The organism is Candidatus Propionivibrio aalborgensis (assembly GCF_900089945.1).
Lineage (GTDB): Bacteria > Pseudomonadota > Gammaproteobacteria > Burkholderiales > Rhodocyclaceae > Propionivibrio > Propionivibrio aalborgensis.
Genome location: NZ_FLQY01000168.1, coordinates 1 through 23,672 on the forward strand (window position 1 = coordinate 1; position 23,672 = coordinate 23,672).

At 58.5% G+C, this 23,672-nt stretch carries 19 protein-coding genes; 17 read left to right on the forward strand and 2 right to left on the reverse strand.

The features are described 5' to 3' along the window. From PROAA_RS09055 to PROAA_RS09135, 17 genes are all read left to right on the forward strand, one after another. Nucleotides 1–2,884: motility hub landmark protein FimV (locus PROAA_RS09055; RefSeq protein ID WP_186411036.1), on the forward strand; the 2,884-nt coding region annotated here is incomplete at its 5' end. Nucleotides 2,885–3,065: 181 nt separating this feature from the next. Beyond that, nucleotides 3,066–3,668, forward strand: a complete 603-nt coding sequence (locus tag PROAA_RS09060) for a CbiQ family ECF transporter T component (protein WP_186411037.1) — start codon at nt 3,066–3,068, stop codon at nt 3,666–3,668. A gap of 9 nt (nt 3,669–3,677) precedes the next feature. Then, nucleotides 3,678–4,469: a tRNA pseudouridine(38-40) synthase TruA gene (gene truA / locus PROAA_RS09065; RefSeq protein WP_186411038.1), complete on the forward strand. Its 792-nt coding sequence runs from the start codon at nt 3,678–3,680 to the stop codon at nt 4,467–4,469. Nucleotides 4,470–4,503: 34 nt separating this feature from the next. Beyond that, entirely contained in the window at nt 4,504–5,139 is a 636-nt protein-coding gene (locus PROAA_RS09070; RefSeq protein ID WP_186411039.1) for a phosphoribosylanthranilate isomerase, read from the forward strand. 169 nt (nt 5,140–5,308) lie between these two features. Continuing rightward, on the forward strand, nt 5,309–6,514 hold the full coding sequence (gene trpB, locus PROAA_RS09075) for a tryptophan synthase subunit beta (protein WP_186411040.1): 1,206 nt from the start codon (nt 5,309–5,311) through the stop codon (nt 6,512–6,514). A 10-nt stretch (nt 6,515–6,524) separates the two neighbouring features. Further along, nucleotides 6,525–7,364, forward strand: a complete 840-nt coding sequence (gene trpA / locus PROAA_RS09080) for a tryptophan synthase subunit alpha (protein ID WP_186411041.1) — start codon at nt 6,525–6,527, stop codon at nt 7,362–7,364. Then, the gene (accD, locus tag PROAA_RS09085) at nt 7,361–8,233 is read left to right on the forward strand and encodes an acetyl-CoA carboxylase, carboxyltransferase subunit beta (protein ID WP_186411042.1); all 873 of its coding nucleotides are present in this window, start codon (nt 7,361–7,363) and stop codon (nt 8,231–8,233) included. Before trpA ends, accD begins: the two co-directional genes overlap by 4 nt. A gap of 107 nt (nt 8,234–8,340) precedes the next feature. Beyond that, nucleotides 8,341–8,604: a DUF4160 domain-containing protein gene (locus tag PROAA_RS09090; protein ID WP_186411043.1), complete on the forward strand. Its 264-nt coding sequence runs from the start codon at nt 8,341–8,343 to the stop codon at nt 8,602–8,604. Then, complete coding sequence (locus PROAA_RS09095; protein ID WP_222102186.1) at nt 8,559–8,879, forward strand: DUF2442 domain-containing protein; 321 nt, start codon at nt 8,559–8,561, stop codon at nt 8,877–8,879. Before PROAA_RS09090 ends, PROAA_RS09095 begins: the two co-directional genes overlap by 46 nt. A gap of 491 nt (nt 8,880–9,370) precedes the next feature. Then, the gene (locus tag PROAA_RS09100; protein ID WP_222102187.1) at nt 9,371–11,818 is read left to right on the forward strand and encodes a DEAD/DEAH box helicase; all 2,448 of its coding nucleotides are present in this window, start codon (nt 9,371–9,373) and stop codon (nt 11,816–11,818) included. Further along, on the forward strand, nt 11,815–13,515 hold the full coding sequence (locus tag PROAA_RS09105) for an RNA-binding domain-containing protein (protein WP_186411045.1): 1,701 nt from the start codon (nt 11,815–11,817) through the stop codon (nt 13,513–13,515). The genes PROAA_RS09100 and PROAA_RS09105 overlap by 4 nt, the downstream gene beginning before the upstream one ends. Nucleotides 13,516–13,586: 71 nt before the next feature. Continuing rightward, entirely contained in the window at nt 13,587–15,911 is a 2,325-nt protein-coding gene (locus tag PROAA_RS09110) for a DNA methyltransferase (protein ID WP_222102188.1), read from the forward strand. A 79-nt stretch (nt 15,912–15,990) separates the two neighbouring features. Then, entirely contained in the window at nt 15,991–17,298 is a 1,308-nt protein-coding gene (gene folC, locus PROAA_RS09115) for a bifunctional tetrahydrofolate synthase/dihydrofolate synthase (RefSeq protein ID WP_245664224.1), read from the forward strand. A gap of 58 nt (nt 17,299–17,356) precedes the next feature. Next, a complete protein-coding gene (locus tag PROAA_RS09120) occupies nt 17,357–18,016 on the forward strand; it encodes an SPOR domain-containing protein (RefSeq protein WP_186411047.1) in 660 nt (219 codons plus the stop codon). Next, nucleotides 18,013–18,504 (forward strand): CvpA family protein, encoded by a 492-nt coding sequence (locus PROAA_RS09125; protein ID WP_186411048.1) that lies wholly within the window; start codon nt 18,013–18,015, stop codon nt 18,502–18,504. Before PROAA_RS09120 ends, PROAA_RS09125 begins: the two co-directional genes overlap by 4 nt. 7 nt (nt 18,505–18,511) lie before the next feature. After that, nucleotides 18,512–20,038 (forward strand): amidophosphoribosyltransferase, encoded by a 1,527-nt coding sequence (purF, locus tag PROAA_RS09130; RefSeq protein WP_186411049.1) that lies wholly within the window; start codon nt 18,512–18,514, stop codon nt 20,036–20,038. Nucleotides 20,039–20,042: 4 nt separating this feature from the next. Beyond that, a complete protein-coding gene (locus PROAA_RS09135) occupies nt 20,043–21,218 on the forward strand; it encodes an O-succinylhomoserine sulfhydrylase (RefSeq protein ID WP_222102189.1) in 1,176 nt (391 codons plus the stop codon). Between the two features lie 26 nt (nt 21,219–21,244). Here PROAA_RS09135 and PROAA_RS09140 read toward each other — a convergent pair whose 3' ends face one another. Further along, the gene (locus tag PROAA_RS09140; RefSeq protein WP_186411051.1) at nt 21,245–21,511 is read right to left on the reverse strand and encodes a DUF4212 domain-containing protein; all 267 of its coding nucleotides are present in this window, start codon (nt 21,509–21,511) and stop codon (nt 21,245–21,247) included. Between the two features lie 108 nt (nt 21,512–21,619). Next, nucleotides 21,620–23,656, reverse strand: a complete 2,037-nt coding sequence (locus PROAA_RS09145) for a sodium:solute symporter family protein (protein ID WP_186411052.1) — start codon at nt 23,654–23,656, stop codon at nt 21,620–21,622. Nucleotides 23,657–23,672: the final 16 nt, after the last annotated feature.

Sequence of the window (23,672 nt, forward strand, 5' to 3'; positions counted from 1 at the left end):
GCTTGAACTCAACTGGCCTGCCGGCCGGCTGGTTCGTGAATACACCTTCCTGCTTGACCCGCCAGAGGTAGCTGCAAAGGGTTTCCCGCCGCTTGCTCCGGCGATGGCCAAACCGGCAACCGCAAGTAAACAGACTGTAGCCACAACACGCACGAAATCGGCAATTGACGATGAGTTGCGTAGTAAGGCGGTCGCCAGAATCCGTAATCCGGGGTCAGCCCAGAAATCTGCAGCTCAGCCTTCTTCTTCAGGGCCAGACACTCGAGAAGTCAAACGCGGTGATACCTTGCACAAGATCGCCGGGGAAAGCAAACCGGATGGCGTTTCGCTCGATCAGATGCTGGTGGGCCTCTTTCGTGCCAATCAGGATGCTTTTGACGGCGGCAACATGAACCGGCTGAGGGCCGGCAAGATTCTCGTTGTACCCGAAAAATCCACTGTTGAGGCCGTTTCGTCGGGAGAAGCCAGCAAGATAGTCCGTACTCAGTCCTCGGACTGGAATGCTTACCGAAACAAGCTTTCCGGTGTTGCGGCGCAGGCGCCCGCGAGTGATGAGGTTGCCAGGCAGGAGGCAACCGGCAAGATAAGCGCCAAAGTTGAGGACAAGGCTGCGCCATCAGTCGAACCCAAGGATCAGCTAAAGGTTTCCAGAACCGAGACAACTGCTGCCAAACCGGACGTTGGCGCCAAACGCAGTGAAGAAGACCTTATCGCCAAGGAAAAAGCGCTCAAGGAAGCGAACGAGCGTTTGATCGCTCTAGAGAAAAATGTTTCTGATTTGCAAAAACTGGTTGAACTGAAGAATCAGAATCTGGCCGAGTTGCAGGCGCAAGCGTCATCAAAGGCCATGCCGCTCGAATCGATGAAGCCGGCGGAAGAAACCAAGCCGCCAATAACGACACCCGACGCGGTTCCCGTTGCACCGCCCGCAAAGACCGAGCCGGTTGCGACCTCGATTGAAAAGCCTGCAGAACCGCTGGCTGAAACAAAGCCGCCAGAGCCGGCACCCAAGCCCGAGGAAGCCAAACCTCAGCCGAAGCCTGTCGTAAAGCCAAAACCGGCGATTGCGCCACCTCCTCCGCTTGAGGAGCCCGGTTTTGTCGATGATTTGCTTGACAATCCGCTGGCGCTGGCCGGTGGCGGAGGAATTCTTGCGCTCGCGGCTGCATACTTCATTTCTCGACGTCGTCGTGCCGGCAAGGAGGAAGTGCCTCTGGATTCGTCCAGCACCCTGTCGCCACAGAGTAGCAGCCTCAGCCTGACGGCTAATTCGGTCTTCCGCAACACGGGAGGTCAGAGTGTCGACACCTCGCACACTCCGGCTCAAACCGATTTCAGTCAAGCTGGTCCCGGTAGCATTGACACCGACGAGGTTGATCCGGTAGCAGAAGCCGACGTGTATATGGCTTATGGCCGCGATGTCCAGGCCGAAGAAATACTTGTCGAGGCCAAGCAAAAGGATCCGAAACGCCATGCCATTCACTTGAAGTTGCTTGAGATCTATTCAAACCGGAAGGATCTGAAGCAATTCGAAACGCTTGCGACGGATTTGTATGGAGATACAGGTGGGGTTGGTGCCGACTGGGAAAAAGCGGCCGCAATGGGTCTCAAGCTCGATCCGGCCAACCCCTTGTTTGGCAGTGCTTCAGCACCAGCGGCTGACGCGCCATTCGATCCGGACGCCACGGTACTCGTTTCTCCACAGGCGATGAAGAATACGGTGACTTTGCCGGGTGAATTGTCGCAAATGGCTGAAGAGGCAAGTGCTAAAACTGCTGGTGAGCCAGCACCGGCATTCGTGTCAACTGCGGCGGCTGACGCCACAAGCCTCGATTTCGATCTCGGCCTTGGGGACGACAAACCATCGGCTGCTTCCGGCGAAGTCAAGGCGGAACTGGAAGAAACACACAGACTGCCGGAACCGGTAATCGATTCCAGCGCCCTCGATTTTGATCTTGCGGCAGACACGGGAACACCCGATTCGGCGACTGACGCGGATGCGACAGTCGTTGGCCTTGACTTCGATCTGCCGGATGCTGCCAAGGCAGAAGCTTCCGACGATGGAACGGTGGCTACAGCTCCCGACCTGGACTTTGACCTTGGTTTCGAACCAAGCCCTGCTGAAACAGCCGAGCCCAAGACCGATTCCCCGGATAGTTCGAACGCTGCCGCCTCCGCTGTCAGCAGCGATGACGTTGATTTCGATATCAGTATGACCGAGTCGACCTTCCTGGGCCGACCGATGCCTGAACCGTCGTCCTTTGACATGTCATCGATCGACCTGGATCTTAAAGAGCCGGAAGCTGAGGCTTCGGCATCGACACCGCCCCCTTCAGTAGCTGAGCCCGATTCTTCGTCCGATCTGCCAGACTCTTCGTTCGATGACGTTCAAGTGTCGACTTCTGTCAATCCGGACTTCGAGACAGAGCAATCGGCGACGATCGTGAATCCGCAGTTTGGTACTGATCAAGATGACCTGATGCCAGAACAGGACTTCTCTTCAGAACAGATGGCAACTGCCGTGAATCCGCAGTTCGACGGTGAGCAGACTCTCGTGGCTGGCCGGGACTTCTCGGCGACGCAGGAAGACACTGTAGTGAATCCGCAGTTTGATGGCGAACAGACTCTTGTGTCCGGCCGGGACTTCTCGGCAACTCAGTCAGAAACCGTCGTCAATCCACAGTTTGGCGATGACCAGGATCTTGCGCCAGAGTTCGAGATCAGTCCGAACGAAGAAGTAACGACAAAACTTGATTTGGCGAAGGCCTACGAGGAAATGGGTGATCTGGAAGGTGCACGGGAACTCCTGCAGGAGGTTCTGAAAGAAGGCGATGCCGCACAGCAGGAAAAAGCGCAGGCGATTCTCGCCAAGATCAGCGAGTAGGACCAGAAGACGGTATATTGGCCGTAGCTCTGGTCTGAGCTACGGCCTTTTTCATTGGTGCTGGTTAGGTCGCGCTGGGCAGGAAGAAGCTGAACGTTGCTGTCCAACGTGCATGCCACTCCTTGCAGCCGATTTCCGCAGACCCGACAGGCCACGGAATTCAAGCATATTTGTATCAAACATGCCGAAACTGACCATCCACCCGACGACTTGTCTCATTGTCTGGCTTCTGTTTCTGGTTGTTGTCCAGTTCATGAGCGGAACAACCCTGGTCGTGACCCTTCTGTTGTTACCCGCTCTCGGAACGTATGTCCTGCAGCGTGGCAGTCGCCTGATTTGGCGAGCCCGCTGGCTGCTGATTTCGATGCTTGCCATCTTTTCGTGGGGAATTCCTGGCGATCCACTTTGGAACGGTGCCTTTGCGCCAACGCACGAAGGCTTGCGTGAAGGACTGACTCACTTTGGCCGCTTGTTACTGGTGCTGGTTGCCGTCGCTGCTTTCCTGGAAGCGATGCCCCTCCCCGAGTTGCTGGCCGCCATGCATACATTGCTCGGGCCTTTGCGCCGCTTGGGGCTTGACCCTGATCGAGGCGTCGTCCGTCTCATGCTGGTTCTGCGCTATGTTGAGGCTCTGCCCCGTCCACGCGACTGGCGAACATTGGTCGATGCCCCGGCGACGAATCTGGGAGAAGCCGTTGAAGTGGATCATCGGCCGCTTCGCTGGCCTGATTATTTTGTCGCACTTGCGCTGGCTTTAGCTGCGGCGTTTTATGTATTTCGATAGGCGTACGGGATGAGAATTGCCCTCGGCGTCGAATATGACGGGAGCGCTTTCCATGGCTGGCAGAAACAGCCGGACGGAAATACAGTACAGGACGCCCTGCAGTCGGCGCTGAGCGGGATTGCCGGCGTACCAATTCAAGTGGTAGCCGCCGGCCGGACAGACACCGGGGTACATGCGACGGGCCAGATTGTGCACTTCGATACATGGATCGAACGCCCTTTGAACGCTTGGGTTCGTGGCACCAACACTTATCTACCCGCGGCAGTAGCGGTGCGTTGGGCACATCCTGTCAGCGACAGCTTTCATGCCCGCTTTTCCGCTTACGGTCGCCGCTATCGCTATATCGTGATCAATCGGCCACAACGGACAGGTGTGTGGCAAAGACATGCGGGCTGGTATCATCACCCGCTTGACGTCGGAAGAATGCGACAGGCGGCCCGAATGCTAGTGGGTGAGTTCGACTTTTCGGCGTTCCGCGCGGCGGATTGCCAAGCCAAATCACCGGTCAAGACAATGCGGCAAGCGGATGTACAGCGGTACGGCGACACGATTGTCTTTGACTTCGAGGCAGGAGCTTTCCTGCACCACATGGTACGCAATCTGGTGGGCAGTCTGGTCTATATCGGCCAGGGCAAGCACCCACCGGAATGGATGCAGCAGTTGCTGGCCTCGGGTGACCGTCGTATTGCGGCGCCGACCTTTTCTGCTGCGGGATTGTATCTTGTCGGTGTCAAATACGAGCCGCACTGGGGCTTGCCGAACAGCGACGATTTCTTTTTGCCAGGCATGGCCGGCTTGTGAGATGCGTGCTAACAGGAGTATTGGGGCTATTTCGATGGAAAAACCACGCATCAAGATATGTGGTCTGACCCGACCCGAGGATGTGCAGGCTGCAGTGGACGCTGGAGCCGACGCGATTGGTCTGGTCTTCTATCCACCGAGTCCGCGTTACGTCGCGCTGAAAACGGCAGCCGAGCTGGCACGAACTGTCCCTCCGTTCGTAACCATCGTCGGGCTATTCGTCAACGCCGCCCCGGAGGTGGTAAAAGAAACACTGGCGGCTGTGCCCATCCACATGTTGCAGTTTCATGGTGACGAGGATGAAGTCTACTGCCGACAGTTTGCCCGGCCCTATATGAAAGCGGCGCGCGTGAAGCCTAGACTGGATTTGGTACAATACGCAGTTGGCTTCCCATCGGCACAGGCGATTCTACTTGATGCCTTTGTTGAAGCCTACGGCGGTGGCGGACAGGTATTCGACTGGACGCTGATCCCCCCCGGGTTGGGCAAACCAATCGTTCTCTCCGGCGGCCTTGATGCGGGCAATGTCGGTGAAGCCATCGTTCGTGTGCGGCCGGCAGCGGTTGATGTCTCATCGGGTGTTGAGGCAAGCAAAGGAATCAAGGATGCCGACAAGATCCGTGCTTTTGTTACCGCTGTTCGTGCGGCAGGTTTGATGCCGACCGATTGATTGAGGAACACCGAACAAGAATCGAGTTCGGACTAGGAAAACCGATGCGCAAAAGTTCAGGTGGACGTACTCGTACTTGCTGGCGACGCCATTTCGCCAACCATGCTTGAGGCAGCCGATCGTTTTTTCGTCTGCGTGCATTGAATTGCAATTGACTCAAGGAGATACCATGGTTGCCCCCCGTTATGACCTACCCGATGCTCTGGGCCACTTCGGCCCGTACGGTGGCGTATTTGTCGCCGAAACGCTGATCCCCGCGCTCGAAGAACTGAAAGAAGCCTACGCGAATGCACAGCGCGACCCGCTGTTCATTGCCGAATTTGACTACGACCTCAAGCACTACGTGGGTCGCCCGAGCCCCATTTACCATGCCAAACGCTGGTCCGAGCGGCTCGGCGGCGCACAAATTCATCTGAAGCGCGAAGACCTGAATCACACCGGCGCGCACAAGATCAACAACTGCATTGGCCAGGCCATTCTCGCCCGGCGCATGGGCAAGCCGCGGGTCATTGCCGAAACGGGCGCCGGCCAGCACGGCGTCGCCACCGCCACCGTGGCCGCGCGCTACGGCATGGAATGCGTGGTCTATATGGGGTCGGAGGACATCAAGCGGCAGGCCGCCAACGTCTATCGCATGAAATTGCTCGGAGCGACCGTGGTACCCGTCGATAGTGGTTCCAGGACGCTCAAGGACGCGCTGAATGAAGCGATGCGCGACTGGGTCACCAACATCTCGAACACCTTCTACATCATCGGCACAGTCGCCGGCCCGCACCCCTACCCGATGATGGTGCGCGATTTCCAGTCAATCATCGGCCGGGAAGCCATCGGGCAGATGCAGGAACAACATGGCCGTCAGCCCGACGCCGTCATCGCCTGCGTCGGCGGCGGCTCGAACGCCATGGGGATATTTTATCCCTACATTCCGATCGAGGGTGTGCGTCTGATCGGCGTCGAAGCTGCGGGCGACGGCATCGAGACCGGACACCACGCGGCTTCGCTGACGGCCGGGCGTCCCGGCGTTTTGCACGGCAACCGGACGTATCTGCTGCAGGACGAGAATGGCCAGATCATCGAAACGCATTCGATTTCGGCCGGCCTCGACTACCCCGGTGTCGGCCCCGAACACGCCTGGCTCAAGGATTCCGGACGCGCCGAATACGTCACCATCACCGATGCCGAAGCCCTGCAAGCCTTCCACGATCTATGCCGCCAGGAAGGTATCATCCCGGCGCTCGAATCGAGCCATGCCCTCGCCTACGCCGCCAGGCTCGCGCCAAGTTTGCCGAAAGACCGGATCCTGCTGGTCAATCTTTCCGGCCGCGGCGACAAGGACATGCATACCGTCGCCGATAAATCGGGCATCAGGTTCTGAGGTTCTGACCATGTCAAAAATACAAGCCACATTCGAGCGCCTGCGGGCGCAAGGGCGCAAGGCGCTGATCCCGTTCATTACCGCGGGCGATCCCGATCCGGCACAAACCGTCCCCCTGATGCACACCCTGGTCGACGCCGGCGCCGACATCATCGAGCTCGGCGTGCCGTTTTCCGACCCGATGGCCGATGGTCCGACCATACAACGCGCTTCGGAACGTGCCTTGCTGAAAGGCGTCAGCCTCAGACAAGTGCTTGAAATGGTTGCCAACTTCCGGGCCGACAATAACGACACGCCGGTCGTTCTGATGGGCTACGCCAATCCGATCGAAGCGATGGGCATCAAGGATTTTGCGGCGACCGCCTTCGGTGCCGGCGTCGATGGCGTACTGGTCGTCGATTACCCGCCGGAAGAAAGCGTTGAATTCGCCCGCGCGATGCGCGCCAATGCACTCGACCCGATTTTCCTGTTGGCGCCGACCTCGACTGCCGCCCGCATTTCGCTGGTTGCGGAGCTGGCCAGTGGTTACGTCTATTACGTATCGCTGAAGGGAGTGACCGGTTCAGCAGCGCTCGATGTAGATGCCGTTGCCGCACGCATACCGGAAATCCGCTCCGCGACCGGCGTGCCGGTCGGCGTCGGTTTCGGCATTCGGGATGCGACAACGGCCGGTTCGGTCGCCAGAATCGCCGATGCGGTCGTTGTCGGTAGCAGGATCATCGAAGAGATCGAACAATCGACGCAGGAGCAGGAAGACGTCTGCGCAAGGGTTCACGCCCTGGTCGCAGAACTTCGTCGCGGAATCGACCAAGCGGCTGATAAGGACGCCATCGTCAAAGGAACGTCATGAACTGGTTGACCAAGCTTCTACCGCCGAAAATCCAACGCAGCACGCCCGGAATCGCGCGAAAGTCCAGCCTGCCCGAAGGGCTGTGGAGCAAATGCCCGTCCTGCGAAGCCGTACTCTACGCCACCGATCTGGTACAAAACGCCAGTGTCTGCCCGAAGTGCGGGTTCCACAACCGCCTCAATGCTCGGGCGCGGATCGATCACTTGCTCGACCCCGAGGGCCGTATTGAAATCGGTGCCGAAGTACTGCCGGTCGATTCGCTGAAATTCAAGGATAGCCGCCGCTATCCTGAACGTTTGAACGATGCGGCCGAAAGCACGGGGGAAAGCGACTCGCTGGTCGTCATGCAGGGCGAACTCAAGACCTTGCCCGTTGTCGTGGCGGCTTTCGAGTTCGAATTCATGGGCGGTTCGATGGGATCGGTACTCGGAGAACGCTTCGTTCGCGGCGTGCAGGCGGCGGTCGAGAACAACCTGCCGTTCATCTGCGTTACGGCGTCGGGTGGCGCGCGCATGCAGGAAGGCCTGTTCTCGCTGATGCAAATGGCAAAAACATCCGCCGCGCTGACCAAGCTCTCGGATGCCCGACTGCCATTCATATCGATCCTCACCGACCCGACGATGGGCGGTGTGTCTGCCTCCTTCGCATTTATCGGCGATATCGTGATTGCCGAACCCGGCGCGCTGATCGGCTTCGCCGGCCCACGTGTCATCGAACAAACGGTCCGCCAGGTCTTGCCGGATGGTTTCCAGCGTTCCGAGTTCCTGCTGGAGAAAGGCGCTGTCGACATGATCGTTGACCGCCGTGAAATGAAGGACAAGCTGGCGCAGTTGCTGACCATGCTGCAGAAGCTTCCGGCCGCAGCTTGAGGCTGTGGCTTAACATGCATTCTTTCGATCAACAGAAGTCAGCGTTGATGGAAGTCCACATTTTGATTTAGTATGGCCCAAGCAGATTGAGGAGCCGCTTAAGTACCGTGCCTACCATTAGCCAGTTCTTCGGAATCCTCATTCACATGTATATCCGTGGCGAGCATAACCCACCGCATTTTCATGCGCTCTACGCTGAGCAGGAAGCGCTGATCGACATCCGGACACTCGCCGTTATCGAGGGCAAACTACCGCGCCGAGCATTGGTCATGGTGCTGGAGTGGGCTAACGAGCACAGAGATGAACTCATGGAGGACTGGAATCTATGTCGAGCGAAACAACTACCAAAGCCCATCAAGCCGTTGGAATAATCCCCGCTGCACCATGGCGCTTGCGTGCGCTCAACGTGCTTCCGTCATGGCAGTTGGCAGTAACGTTCAACGACGGATCGAGCGGAATCGTCGATGTTTCCGAGCTGGTAAATGGGCAGAATGCTGGTGTATTCGAGGCGCTGCGCGATCCTGCTTTCTTTGCCTCAGCCTATATTGATTGCGGTGCGGTCGCGTGGCCCAATGGCGCCGACCTCGCTCCCGAAACGATGCACACGGAAATTCGTCGCAGCGGTACGTGGCGAATTACGGATTGACGCTCGAACCGTCGAACACCAAATCGGATGAAGAGTTCGGACGATAGACATTCCCCTGGTTGGCGCGACAGGTTTCCTGACACCTTCTTACGCGGTGAAATAATGACCATGGCAAGCCAACCCCACAAAAAGGTGCGACGTTTGATATGCATTTTGAGCTTCAACATCGCTAAAATGCGATTTGCCCAAGACGACTGCCCCTAATGGCATTGCATCCGCATTTTCCACAATCGCCCTACGAGATACTGCCGCCCGAACTACGCTGGTTCCCTGCCCCTGAAGAGCGACGCAGCACGGCGTATGAAAAACTGCTGCCGCCGCTGGTCGCCAAAATTCGCGAAGAAGTCAAGGTCTGGCGGGACGCCGGGTACAAGGGTGCCGCGGTAACGTCGCAAGCCTTGCTGAGGTGGTGGTTCGATACCGAGCACCTGATCGAACAGGCAGATGGAGCCCTCGCGCCTTTCCGTTACTACTTCGCCCAGCGCGAAGCCGTGGAAACCGTCATCTGGCTGCACGATGTGCGCAAGGTGCAGGACAAGTTCGATCTGTTGCGCTTCGACGCCTCCGGCGCCGTTTCCAGCGGCATGTTCGACGAAGACTGGCCGCGCTATGTGTTGAAGATGGCTACCGGCGCAGGCAAGACCAAGGTCCTCTCGCTGCTCCTTGCCTGGAGCTATTTTCACAAGCTCTATGAACCGGACTCGCGCCTCGCCCGCAACTTCCTCGTCATCGCGCCCAACATCATCGTCCTTGACCGCTTGCGCGCCGACTTCGACGGCCTGCGCATCTTCTTCAACGACCCGGTTCTTCCCGACAACGGCCATCAGGGCAGCAATTGGCGCGACGACTTCCAGATCACCCTGCACATCCAGGACGACGTCCGCGTGGTACGCGACACCGGCAACCTGTTCCTCACCAACATCCACCGCGTCTATCTCGGCAACATTCCCGAGCCGTCCCTCGAAGACGACGACCTGCGCGACTATTTCCTCTCCCCTTTCGGCCCCAAGCCCGTCGGCAAGAGCACCGACAGCAAGACCGACCTCGGCGAGATCGTGCGCGAGATCGAGGAACTCGCGGTCTTCAACGACGAAGCCCACCACATCCATGATCCCAAGATGGCCTGGTTCAAGAGCATCCAGGACATCCACCACCGCATGCTGCAAAAGGATTGCCGCCTCGCGCTGCAAGTGGACGTCACCGCCACGCCCCGCCACAACAGCGGCGCCATATTTGTCCAGACCGTTTCCGACTATCCGCTGGTCGAGGCCATCCACCAGAACGTGGTCAAGCATCCCGTGCTGCCCGATGCTCCCAGCCGCGCCCGCCTGAACGAGGTCAAGAGCGCCATCTTCACCGAGAAATACGCCGACTATCTGCAACTCGGCATCGAGGAATGGAAGAAGAGCTACACCGAACACGAAAAGCTCGGCAAGAAGGCCGTACTCTTCGTCATGGTCGATGACACGCGCAACTGCGACGAGGTCGGCGCGCACCTGGAAAAAATCTGCCCGGAACTGCAAGGCGCCGTACTCGTCATCCATACCAAGAACAACGGCGAAATCTCCGAGGCCGCCTCAGGCAAGAACAAGGAAGACCTTGAAGTATTGCGCCGCGCATCGAACAGCATCGATCGCTGGGACAGCCCCTACAAAGCCATCGTCTCGGTATTGATGCTCAAGGAAGGTTGGGACGTGAAGAACGTCACCACGATCGTCGGCCTGCGCGTCTATTCGGCCGAAAGCAAGATCCTGCCTGAACAAACCCTGGGCCGCGGCCTGCGCCGCATGTACTTCGGCAGCGACATCGCCGAAACCGTCTCGGTCATGGGCACGCCGGCCTTCATCGAGTTCGTCGAGTCTATCCAGCAGACCGATGGCGTCAGCTTCGAGCGCGTGCCGATGGGCGGCGGCGCGGCACGGCAGGACTCGCTGGTGGTGGAAGTCGAAACCGACAACCCGGACAAGAATGTCGATGTGCTCGACATCGCCCTGCCCCGCCTTACGCGCCGCTTCAATCGCGATTACAAGGAACTCGACGCCCTCGATCCCGCCACCTTCGGCAACAAGCGCCTGCCGCTCAAGACCTACACTCCGGAAGAAACCCGCGAGATCGTCTTCAAGACCATGCTCGACGGCGAACAACACCACACCATCCTGCTCGATACCAGCGGGGTCGCCGACTACCGTTCCGTCGTCGGCTTTTTCGCGCGACAGTTGCTCAAGGAACTACGTCTCGTGGGCAGCTATGACGTTCTGTATGGCAAGGTCAAGAGCTTCCTGCGCGAGAACCTGTTCGATGCCTCGTCGGCCGATGCGCCAGTCAATCTCGAAGACCCCCAGGTGCTTCGCAACCTGTCCGAGCCGGCCGCCGGCAAGATTCTTTTCGACAGCTTCAAAGCCGGCATCAATGCGCTGACGGTGCAGGACAAGGGCAGCACCCGGATCGAAGACCGCATCCGGCTGCGCGACACCCGCCCCTTCCGCACCGAGCACCGGCCCTACATCCCGGCGAGGAAATCCCTGTTCAACAAGATCGTCGGCGAACCCAACGCCAGCGGACTCGAATTCGCCTTCGCCAAGTTCCTCGACGACGCTCCCGACGTCGCCGCCTTCGCCAAGAACTATCTCGCCGTCGGCTTCAAGATCGAATACGTCAAGGCCAACAGCGATCTGTCGAATTACATCCCCGACTTCATCGTCAAGACCGCCGACGGGTCGGTCTGGATCGTCGAAACCAAGGGCCGCGCCGAACTCGACTTGCCGCAGAAGATGAAGCGTCTCGGTCAGTGGTGCGCCGATGCCACTTCCGCAAGCCGGGCCGAAAATGGCCCGGCCTACGGCTTTGTCTATGTCGATCAGGAAGGTTTCGAGAGGCATGCGCCGCGCGATTTTGCCGGCCTCGCCGCCGCCTTCCGCGAGTTCCAGACTGCCACATGAAACCCGCCGAACTTCAGCACCTGCTCGATGCGCTCATCGCCGATTGGGAAGGCGAGTGCGTCGAATTCAAGGACGCCAACGACAGCTATTCCACGCCTGACATCGGCAAGTATTTCTCCGCCCTCGTCAACGAAGCCAACCTGCACGCACACGAGGCCGGCTGGCTGGTGTTCGGCGTCAACAACAAGACGCGAAAAGTTGTCGGCACCGACTACCGTAAAGACCGGGAGCGCCTCCACAGCCTCAAGCACCAGATCGCCCAGAACACGGATCCCCCGGTCACCTTCCGTGAAATTTACGAACTGGAAACGGCGCAGGGCCGCGTCATTCTGTTCGAAATTCCCGCCGCGCCGCGCGGCATCCCGATTGCCTGGAACGGCCATTACTACGCGCGAGAGGGAGAAAGTCTCGCCTCCCTCGGCCTTGCCAAGCTCGACGAGATTCGCGGCCAGGGTGCGGCCGAAGACTGGTCCGCTGTTGTCTGCCCCGGCGCAACGATTGACGACCTCGACCCTGAAGCCCTCACCAAGGCTCGCGAGATTTTCGTTGCCAGGCATGGCGACCGCATTTCGGCCGAGACCATCCGTGCCTGGGACGATGCGAGCTTTCTCGAGCAGGCCAGACTGACCTTCAAGGGCGGCATCACTCGCTCCACGTTGCTACTGCTCGGCCGGCCGCAATCCACGCCGTTCTTCAGCCCCTACGTGGCGGAACTTTCCTGGAAGCTGGAGGGGCCGGAACTCGCCTACGAGCATTTCCATCCACCGTTCCTGCTCCAAACCAGCCGCCTGTTCCAGCGTATCCGCAACCTGCGGCTGTCCTTCCTGCCGCCGGGGCAGCTCATCCCCGTCGACGTCTCGAAATACGACCAACGCATCGTGCTCGAAGCCCTGCACAACTGCATCGCCCATCAGGACTACCGGCAATGCGAGCGGGTGCTGGTCATCGAGCGCGTCGGCGAACTGGAGTTCCGGAACGCCGGTAACTTTTTCGACGGCACGCCCGAAGACTACGTCCTCGGCAACCGTAGTCCCAGCCGCTACCGCAATCGCTTCCTCGCCGAGGCGATGGCGCAGTTGCGCATGATCGACACCATGGGCTTCGGTATCCGCGAAGTCATGTTCCGCGGCCAGGCACGGCGCTACCTGCCGTTGCCGGACTATGACCTTTCCGACCCCGGCCATGTCGTCATGCGACTGGCCGGTCGCTTCATTGACGAGAACTACAGCCGCGCCCTGCTGACCCACGGCGACTTTTCCCTGGGTGACATCCTCGCGCTGGACAAGGTGCAGAAAGGCTTCGTTCCCGACGAGGCCGCGCTGAAGACCCTGCGCAAACGCGGCCTGGTCGAAGGCCGCAAGCCGGCCGTGCATGTATCCGCCAGCGTGGCCGAGGCCACGGGGAACAAGGCCGACTACATTCGGACGCGACGGCAAGACGACACGCATTATCGTCATCTGATCCTTGATTACCTTAAGCAGTTTCGCGAAGCCAGCAAGGACGAACTGCGTAAGATGCTCGCCAACAAGTGGCCGGAAGTCTTCACGGAAAAGCAGAAGGAAAACAAGCTGCATAACCTGCTCACGGCGCTCAAGCGCGGAAACCACATTGAGCGCACCGGGGGGAAAAGCAATGCCCGCTGGCGCCTTGGCTTTGTTAAATCCGACTCAAGAATGAAATCTAGCAAAGGAAACTGAGCAATGGCAAACAACATCACATTGTTTATGAACATATTTTTCTTTGATAACCCATTAGCTCGCAGATTCGCTTGAACAAACGAACCATGGCCCGCCCCGAAGCCTACGACCTGACGGATGCAGAGAAGCGCGACCTGATCGCCCTGATCCAGGCTGGCAAGCCGCTGCCGGAGAAATACCGCTTCCTGCTGTTCGAGGACAAGCGCGAGGTCGAACTGGTTTGGAACGGCAAGAGCCGCGACGTGTGCACCACCGTGCTGCCCTTCCAGACCCTGGAACATATCGACGAACCGCGCAAGGAGGCCCCCGAAATTCAGGCCGAACTGTTCGACCCGCGCGGCCGGCAGATCAAGGGCTGGACCAACAAGCTGATCTGGGGCGACAACAAGCTCATCCTGTCGTCATTGAAAAGCGGCGCGCTGCGGCGGCAGATCGAGGACGCCGGCGGCCTCAAGCTGATCTACATCGACCCGCCCTTCGACGTCGGGGCGGACTTTTCGATGGACATCGAAATCGGTGGCGAGACCTTCCACAAGGAAGCCAACCTGCTGGAACAGATCGCCTACCGCGACACCTGGGGGCGGGGGGCAGATTCCTTCATCAGCATGATCTACGAGCGGTTGATTTTGATGCGGGATTTGCTGGCGGAGGATGGGAGCATTTATGTGCATTGCGATCAAAGAGTCAGTGGGCTTATTCGTGCGGCACTCGATGAAGTATTCGGAACAAATTATTTCGTCAACGAACTCATCTGGCGCAGAACTGGCACACATGGCACCAGCCGTGCCTTTGGCGTAATTCACGACACAATCTTCCTATACGCAAAGACCGACCGCTATCAGTTTGACGCGCCAACGACTGAATTGCCTGACGAATATCTGGAAAGCCATTACACACAGAGAGACAACGATGGTCGCCGCTATCAGTTGGTTTCCGCGCATGGCGCCGGATCAGGACCAGAACGACAATTTGGAGATCGCGTTCTTGCCCCGCCGCAGGGACGACACTGGGCTTATTCCCAAGAGCGGATAGACGAAATGCTGAACCAAGGAGCAATTGTCTTCACGTCGACCGGAATGCCCCGTGTCAAGCGGTATGCGGATACGTCACGAATTCCCGTGTCCGCGCTCTGGACGGACTTATCGGTCATCAATTCACAGGCTGAGGAACGGGTCGGCTACCCCACCCAAAAACCCCAAGCCTTGCTCGAGCGCATCATCAAGGCATCCTCCAACGAAGGTGACCTCGTCGCCGACTTCTTCTGCGGCTCGGGCACCACGGCCGCCGTGGCGGAAAAGCTCGGTCGCAAGTGGATCGCCACCGATCTGGGCAAGTTCGGCATCCACACCACGCGCAAGCGCCTGATCGGCGTGCAGCGCGCGCAGCAGGCCGATGGCAAGCCCTTCCGTGCCTTCGAGGTGCTGAACCTCGGGCGCTACGAGCGGCAGGCTTACCTCAACGTCTCGGGCCGGCTTACGCGCGAGCAGAAGGAAGACGCCCTGGCGCAGAAGGAAAAGGAATTCCGCGAACTGATCCTGCGCGCCTACAAGGCGCAGCCGCTGGAGGACGCGAGTTTCTTTCACGGTCGCAACGGCGGGCGCCTCGTGGTGGTCGGCCCGATCAACCTGCCGGTCGGGCGCCTGTTCGTCGAGGAAGTCATCACCGAATGCAGGAAGCGCGGCGCCTCGCGGGTAGACATGCTGGCCTTCGAGTTCGAGATGGGCCTGTTCCCCGCCGTGCTCGACGAGGCCAAGAACAAGGGCATCGACCTGACGCCGAAGTACATCCCGGCGGAAGTCTTCGACAAGCGCGCGGTCGATCGCGGCCAGGTGGTGTTCCACGATATCAGCTTCATCGAGGCCACGCCGCGCTACGCAAGGAAGGACAAATACACGCTCGCCATCGAACTCACCGATTTCTCGGTGTATTACAACCAGGGCGCGATGGACGCGGCGATTGCCAACCTCAAGGAAGGCAAGTCGCAAGTGGTCTGCGAGGCCGGCCAGCTCTACAAACTCGCCAAGGACAAGCAGGGCGTGGTCAGCCGCGAGCTATTGACCGGCGCATGGACCGACTGGGTGGATTACTGGGCGGTCGATTTCGATTACCAAAGCCGCAAGGAGATCATCCGTGTCGCCCGCGACATGGGTGTCGAAGGCAATTTGCCCGGTATTGCACCCGGCCAGGCCAGCCTGCCCGAGTTCGAGGAGCGCTGGACCGGCGGCTATATCTTCGAGAACGAGTGGCAAAGCTTCCGCACCCGGCAGGAGCGCAAACTTGAACTGACCACCGCACCGCACACTTACACCCAACCCGGCCGCTACACGGTGGCGGTCAAGGTGATCGACATTTTCGGCAACGACACCATGACACTGGTCCCGGTCAATGTGGGCTAATTGCGGACGTATACAAGGGCGCAGCAGCTTCGAGACTACCATTCCTGAAAAATCTGCTTCTTTTGACGAACGAACCTTCGTGAAATCACTCCCCGACTGGCTATTACACCTCGAAAACCTGCACCCCAAAGGCCAGGCCGGGATCGAGCTCGGACTGGACCGTGTCAGCCGTGTCAAGGCGGCGTTACAGCAAAGGCAAGACTGCCCGCTAATCATCGTTGGCGGCACCAACGGCAAGGGTTCAACCTGCGCCTATCTGGAAGCCATCTATTCTTTCGCCGGTTTCCGTGTCGGCTGCTATACCTCGCCGCATTTGTTGGACTACAACGAACGGATACGCGTCGACCGCGTGCCGGTCGATGACGAATTGCTTTGCCAGGCCTTCGCCAGGGTCGAGGCGGCCCGACAATCTGCCGGACGCGTTGCGCTGACCTATTTCGAGTTCGGCACGCTTGCCGCCTGGGAGGTATTTGCTGCGGCTCAGGTCGAGGTCGTTATCCTCGAAGTCGGTCTGGGTGGCCGGCTCGATGCGGTCAATGTCTACGATGCCGATTGCGCGGTGGTGACGGGTATTGCTCTTGACCACACCGAGTGGCTGGGCTTGACGCGCGAATCGATCGGTTTCGAGAAGGCCGGAATCTATCGCGCTGGCAAACCGGCCATTTGCGCCGACCCCGAGCCGCCACAATCGCTGCTGGATCACGCGACCGCGATTGGCGCCGACCTCCGCTTGCTTGGGCGCGATTTCGGCTATTTCGGCGACAAGACGCAATGGACGTTCTGGGCGCGCGACACGCAACGTCAGGGGGAAAGTGCGTTACTCCGGCGTGGCGGACTGGCCAATCCGGCTTTACGCGGCGCCTGCCAGTTGCGCAATGCTTCGGCGGCGCTCGCTGTCATTGACGTGCTCAAGCAGCAACTGCCGGCGTCGATGCAGGCCGTCCGGCGCGGGCTGATCGAGCTTGAGTTGCCGGGTCGATTCCAGGTCGTTCCAGGACGGCCAACGATCATGCTCGACGTGGCGCACAACCCGCAGGCGGTCGCTGGCCTGGCCGACAACCTCGGCAACATGGGGTTTTTCGAGAAAACGATCGCTGTCGTCGGCATGCTCGGCGACAAGGACATTGCCGGTGCGCTGGCGGCGCTGGCCGGCAAGATCGATTTGTGGTTGCTGGCCGGACTGGACGTGCCGCGTGGTGCGCCCGCCAAAGTACTGGCTGCAGTCGTGGAAGAAGGCAAGCTGGGCGGTGATGTCGAGAGCTTCGCTTCTCCGACGGAGGCTTTCTCATGTGCTGCCAAGCGGGCGGGAGAAAATGATAGAATCCTCGTCTTTGGATCGTTCTACACGGTGGCGGACGTTATGCGCGCGTTGAAACAGCCCGCCTGAATCAACCGACACTGCTGGTTCTCATCAAACACACTGCTACGCGAATTCCTAGATACCGATGTCCGATTCCCCTGATGCGCATTTGCAGTTGAAAAAACGGGCTCGCCGCCGTCTGGTTGGAGCAATTGCTTTTGCCGGTCTGGCTGCCGTGGTTTTGCCGATGATCATGGACGAGGAGCCGAAACAACAGGTGCAGGACGTCCAGATACGCATCCCCGGCCAGGATCAGACGCCCTTCAATCCGAAAATCGACAAAAAACCAGCCACACCTGACTCCGGCGCGAAGGCAGTCCTGCCGGCCAGGACCGAGGCGGTAACGGAGTCACCACCAGAACTCAAGAAGGCTGAAAAAGCGGCTGATAAGGTGCCCGAGAAAGCGGAGAAGACCGAGAAGGCCGAAAAGACCAGCAACAAGGAGTCCCCGAATTCCGGCGACAAGACGACTGACGATCCCGTCGCAGCCGCAATTGCCAATCGCGCTGGCGGGCAATACATCATTCTTATCGGTGCCTATTCCAATCCGGCGAACGTAAAGCAGTTGCAAACCAAGATTGGCGAACTTGGAATCAAGGTCTTTACCGAGCCGCTTGAATTACCAGACGGCAAGAAAACAACACGCGTTCGCGCCGGCCCCTTCCCCAACCGCGACGCCGCTGACAAGGCGCTCGACAAGATGAAACGGATTGGCGTCAACGGGGTCATAGCTGCCAAGCAATGACTGCTTTCGATTACGTAATTATCGTCATTATGGTAGCGTCCGTGGCACTGGGTATATGGCGCGGTGTGGTGGGCGAAATTATTGCGCTGGTAGCGTGGGTTTTGGCCTTCTTTGCCGCAAAGTGGTGGGGTACAGAGATCGCTGGAGTTTTCTATACCGGCATCGCTGATCCCGCCTTGCGCATCTGTGCCGCCTGGGTGAGCATCTTCGTCGCCGTTCTGGTTCTTATGGCGCTTTTGCGTTTGGCCGTGCGCGGCCTGCTCAAGGCGCTTGGCTTGAGTCTCAGTGATCGCCTCCTGGGTATCGTTTTTGGTGTGGCGCGAGGGCTGGTTATTGTACTGGCGCTGGTGGCCGTTGGCGGGATGACTCTGATACCGAAAGAGAAGTGGTGGACCGAGGCTTATTTTTCCGCACCGCTCGAAACGTCGGTGCTGGCCAGCAAGCCCTGGCTGCCACCGGAAGTGTCCAAACGAATTCGTTTCAGGTAGGGACTATATGTGCGGGATTCTCGGGGTCGTTGCAACCACGCCGGTAAACCAGCTGCTCTATGACGGGCTGATGGTACTGCAACATCGCGGACAGGATGCTGCCGGTATCGCAACCGGAGAAAGCGATGCCTTCCACATGCACAAAGGCTCTGGTCTGGTACGCGATGTATTCCGGACGCGCAACATGCGTGCCCTGCCCGGCTCTATGGGAATCGCGCATTGTCGCTATCCGACGGCCGGGTCGTCGTCGGATTCGGCCGAGTCGCAGCCTTTCTATGTGAATTCGCCCTTCGGACTGGTATTGGCGCACAACGGCAACCTGACCAACACCGAGCAATTGCAGGAAGAAATGTTCAGACAGGATCTGCGGCATATCAATACCAATTCGGATTCCGAGGTTCTGCTCAACGTGCTGGCGCATGAACTTCAGGATGCGGCCAAGGGCTTCCGCCTTGATCTTGATACCATCTTTTCCGCCGTCGCCGGCGTACACCGTCGCTGCAAAGGCGCCTACGCCGTGGTGATGCTGATTGCCGGCTATGGCTTGCTCGCATTCCGCGATCCCTATGGCATTCGTCCGCTGGTGATTGGAATCAATGAAACGGCGAAGGGTATGGAATACCTTGTAGCTTCGGAATCGGTAGCGCTCGATACGCTGGGCTATCGCGTGCTGCGCGACGTGGCGCCGGGCGAAGCCATCTTCATTGATATGGCACATCAGATGCATCATCGACAGTGCGCCCAGAACCCGGTGCTCTCGCCGTGCATTTTTGAATACGTGTATCTGGCACGCCCGGATTCGGTGATCGATGGCGTATCGGTTTACGAAACCCGTTTGCGCATGGGCGAGCATCTGGCCGACAAGGTCGCCAGAGAACTAGCCATCGAGGATATCGACGTGGTGATCCCGATTCCCGATTCAAGCCGCCCGGCGGCAATGCAACTGGCACAGCGCCTTGGCATTCCGTACCGCGAAGGTTATGTCAAGAACCGCTACATCGGCCGCACCTTCATCATGCCGGGGCAATCGACACGGAAGAATTCGGTTCGCCATAAACTCAACACCGTGACTCAGGAATTCAAGGACAAGCGCGTTCTATTGGTTGATGATTCAATCGTTCGTGGCACGACCAGCCGCGAGATCGTCGAAATGGCGCGTGCTGCCGGTGCGCGCAAAGTCTATTTCGCGTCAGCGGCGCCGCCAGTGCGCTTCCCCAATGTATACGGCATCGACATGCCGACACGCAGCGAACTCATCGCGACGGGCCGCACCGACGATGAAATCTGTCTTGAAATCGGCGCCGATGCGCTCGTCTACCAGGATCTTGACGCACTCAAGGCGTCGGTACGCGAGCTGAAGCGCACCTTATGCAGCTTCGACTGCTCATGTTTCGACGGGCAGTATGTTACCGGCGACATAACGACAGAATATCTTGATGCCATCGAACAGACGCGCGAGGGAAAGCTCGCGGCGAACCGGATCGATGGCGGCGATTCGCGTCAGTTGCACCTTAACCTTCATTCCGGACATTGACCCAATGGTTCAAAAGTATCAACTCGAAACACTGTCGGTGCGCGCAGGACAGGCGAGAAGCCAGTTCAACGAGCATTCCGAAGCGCTCTACCTGACTTCCAGCTACGTTTTCGACAACGCGGCACAAGCGGCCGCGCGTTTTTCCGGTGAAGAGGAAGGGAATGTCTATTCACGCTTCACCAATCCGACCGTCGCCGCCTTTCAGGAACGGCTGGCAGCCCTGGAAGGTGCGGAGGCATGCGTTGCAACGGCTTCCGGCATGTCGGCCATCCTCTCGCTGGTCATGGCCTTGTGCAGTGCCGGCGACCATATCGTTGCCTCGACGGGCTTGTTCGGCGCGACTCAGCAGTTGCTGGGCAATATCATGACGCGCTTCGGCGTGCAAACCAGCTTCGTGTCGCAAACCAGGGTTGAGGCCTGGGCCGAGGCCATACGCCCTGAAACCAAGCTGTTTTTCCTCGAAACGCCATCCAATCCGCTGACCGAAATAGCCGATATTTCTGCGCTGGTCGCTGTCGCACATGAGCGAGGCATTCTTGTCGTGGTCGATAACTGCTTTTGCACACCGATTCTGCAGCGTCCGCTCGATCTGGGAGCCGATCTCGTCATGCATTCGGCGACCAAGTTCCTTGACGGTCAAGGGCGCGTGCTGGGGGGCGCCGTGGCCGGGGAAAAGAAGCTTACCGACGAAGTGCTCAGGTTTCTGCGTACGGCAGGGCCGACGCTCTCCGCCTTCAACGCGTGGGTTCTGCTGAAAGGGATGGAAACTCTCAAGATCAGGCTTGAAGCCCAGTCGAGCAAGGCCCTGGAACTGGCACGCTGGCTCGAATCACACCCCAAGGTCACCCGAACCTACTACCCCGGTCTCGAATCGCACCCGCAGTTCGAACTCGCCAGGCGCCAGCAGAAAAGCGGTGGCGCCATCGTCGCCTTCGAAGTCAAGGGGGCTCGAAGCGAAGCGTGGAAGGTAATTGACAACTGTCGTTTGCTTTCGATCACCGCCAATCTTGGCGATACGAAGACCACGCTCACGCACCCGGCGACAACAACTCATGGCCGCATCACACCCGAACAACGTGCGGCAGCCGGGATCACCGAGTCTTTATTACGCGTGGCAGTCGGTCTGGAAGCCGTCGTCGATTTGCAGAATGACCTGGACGTCGGTCTTTCGCAGATATAGCAGTTCATCGGTCGGATCGCCCACGACTATCCGTCCTCGCCTTCCGACACACCGAACTCCCGATCGAGAGCGTTCATGTACCGGACATAGAACCAGATGATCAACACATAGATGACCAGCGTTCCCTGAGCACCCATGTAAAAGCCGAAGGGAAATCCGAACAGCGAAATCGCGCTGAGTTCACGGGCGTAATAGCTGACAACGAAGGTGACTCCAAACCATATAACCAGAAGGATTGCTGTCATCCAGAAGGTTCGCCTCCAGTAGGCTTTGTGCCTTTGCGTAAGTTGCACTGAACGTCATCCTTTTGCAAGATAGCTGAAGAAGTGTCGCAATCATCATGACTGCCTGCGCAAGGTACAGGCGACACCCATACTACACTTCCATGATACGTTCCGTTCCTAGCGAGAGAAATCAGGGGAACGGACACTCTCGACGAAGTTCTGCGTCTCGGGACTGGGTGGTTCGCCAAACAGGCTGACAACGAAAATGGTCACAAACCCCACGACGACTCCCCATATACCGGCGGACGTTGACTCTATGCCCAGCCACGGCTCCATGCCAATATCACGAATACCGAGCCATGGAATCGAGTTGAACTGCACGCGAACCAGGTAGTACAGGGTCACCAGCAGTCCGAGCACCATGCCGCTGACGGCTCCTGCCTTGTTGGCGCGCTTCCAGAATATGCCGAGCACCAATGCCGGGAAAAAAGCCGCACCCGCCAGCGAAAATGCCCAAGCCACCATGGAAAGAATGCTGGCAGGTTTTTGTGAGGCGACAATCGCCGCCAGCACCGCAACGATGAGTAGCAGCGTTTTGGAAACGATCAGGCGCCACTGCGTTGTCGCATTGGGCCGTAAGACTTTGTAATACACGTCATGCGAAAAGGCCCCGGCGATCGTCAGCAGTAACCCGTCAGCGGTCGACAAGGCTGCTGCCAATGCACCTGCCGCCACCAGCCCGGAAATTACGTAGGGCAGGCCGGCAATTTCGGGCATCGCCAGAACGATTACATCGGGATTCAAAGAAAGCTCGGCGAGCTGAAGGATGCCGTCATGATTGATATCCTCGATCGATACCAGTCCGATTCTGCTCCACGCGCCAACCCAGCTTGGCAATTCGGCGATACTTGAACCTATCAGGTTCGAGTAGATCTCGTACTTGGCAAAGACCGCATAGGCGGGGGCGGTCACGTAGAAGGCGAGGATAAACAATAGAGACCAGAAAACGGAACTGCGTGCTTCGCGCACACTCGGCGTTGTGTAGTAACGCATCAGGACGTGCGGCAAGGAAGCCGTACCTAGCATCAGACAAAACACGAGGGTCACGAAATTGAGTCGCGCCGAATTCTTTGCGCCCTCGTCCTTTCCCGGATAGGGTTCCAGATGGCGGATAAGCGCACTGCCCTGCCGGGCGTCATGCCGCATCTGTGAATCCCAGTAATCATGTGCGGCATCGGGAGTTTTCGGCAATTCCCGGCGCTGTCGCTCGAGAGCAATGAGATCGGGAATTCTTGCTTCGCGGTTTTTCAACTGGTCGATCCGTACCGAAAGATCACGCTTCTCTTCTGCGAGTGATTCAGGCAGGCCGGTTATCAGCGCAGATAGCGTATCGGCGCGCTCCAGATACAGGCGTCGCGCTTCAATCTCGGCAGGATCGTGTGTAATCTTGTCCTCAAGCAGGTCGATCTTCGGCAATACCTGACCGTACATGATCTGAGGTACCGGCACGCCAGTCATCGTGTACGAAAGGATCGCTACCGGGGTGGCGTAAGCGACAATCAATACGAGATACTGGACGACCTGCGTCCACGTCACTGCGCGCATGCCGCCGAGCAGGGAACACACCAGAATCCCGGCCAGACCGACAAATACCCCGATCTCGAACTGCAAGCCGACCAGGCGACTGGTAATAAGACCCACGCCATAAATCTGGGCAACTACATAAACGAATGATGCCAGCACAGTGGCAGAGACACCGACCAGGCGCGCCACGCTCCCCCCGTAGCGGGCGCTGAGAAAGTCCGGAATGGTGTACTGGCCAAACCGCCGCAAGTAAGGTGCGAGCAGTAGCGCGACCAGCACAAAACCTCCTGTCCAGCCCATTACATAAGCCAGTCCCTGATAGCCCGTGAGAAAGAGCGTGCCCGCCAGGCCGATGAACGATGCAGCACTCATCCAGTCTGCGCCGGTGGCCATGCCATTGAACATCGCCGGAATTCTTCGACCGGCGACATAGTATTCCGCCACGTTGGATGTCCGCGCCATTACGCCGATGGTGGCGTACAAAACGATGGTCAGGAGAAGAAAGATGTACCCGATCCAGCGCGAAGGAAAACCGAAATACTCAAGGATGCCCAGCGCCAGAAGGAACGAAAGAAAACTTCCCGTATAGAGGCCGTAGTACCTGCGCAGTTGTACGGTGGAGTTCCTCATCTGGCAGTCTGTACTC

Excerpts from the sequence above, each read along its gene's own strand:
- PROAA_RS09060 (WP_186411037.1), top strand. The coding sequence starts at position 3,066 with ATGCCGAAACTGACCATCCACCCGACGACTTGTCTCATTGTCTGGCTT.
- truA (WP_186411038.1), top strand. The coding sequence starts at position 3,678 with ATGAGAATTGCCCTCGGCGTCGAATATGACGGGAGCGCTTTCCATGGC.
- PROAA_RS09070 (WP_186411039.1), top strand. The coding sequence starts at position 4,504 with ATGGAAAAACCACGCATCAAGATATGTGGTCTGACCCGACCCGAGGAT.
- trpB (WP_186411040.1), top strand. The coding sequence starts at position 5,309 with ATGGTTGCCCCCCGTTATGACCTACCCGATGCTCTGGGCCACTTCGGC.
- trpA (WP_186411041.1), top strand. The coding sequence starts at position 6,525 with ATGTCAAAAATACAAGCCACATTCGAGCGCCTGCGGGCGCAAGGGCGC.
- accD (WP_186411042.1), top strand. The coding sequence starts at position 7,361 with ATGAACTGGTTGACCAAGCTTCTACCGCCGAAAATCCAACGCAGCACG.
- PROAA_RS09095 (WP_222102186.1), top strand. The coding sequence starts at position 8,559 with ATGTCGAGCGAAACAACTACCAAAGCCCATCAAGCCGTTGGAATAATC.
- PROAA_RS09105 (WP_186411045.1), top strand. The coding sequence starts at position 11,815 with ATGAAACCCGCCGAACTTCAGCACCTGCTCGATGCGCTCATCGCCGAT.
- PROAA_RS09120 (WP_186411047.1), top strand. The coding sequence starts at position 17,357 with ATGTCCGATTCCCCTGATGCGCATTTGCAGTTGAAAAAACGGGCTCGC.
- PROAA_RS09125 (WP_186411048.1), top strand. The coding sequence starts at position 18,013 with ATGACTGCTTTCGATTACGTAATTATCGTCATTATGGTAGCGTCCGTG.
- purF (WP_186411049.1), top strand. The coding sequence starts at position 18,512 with ATGTGCGGGATTCTCGGGGTCGTTGCAACCACGCCGGTAAACCAGCTG.
- PROAA_RS09135 (WP_222102189.1), top strand. The coding sequence starts at position 20,043 with ATGGTTCAAAAGTATCAACTCGAAACACTGTCGGTGCGCGCAGGACAG.
- PROAA_RS09145 (WP_186411052.1), bottom strand. The coding sequence starts at position 23,656 with ATGAGGAACTCCACCGTACAACTGCGCAGGTACTACGGCCTCTATACG.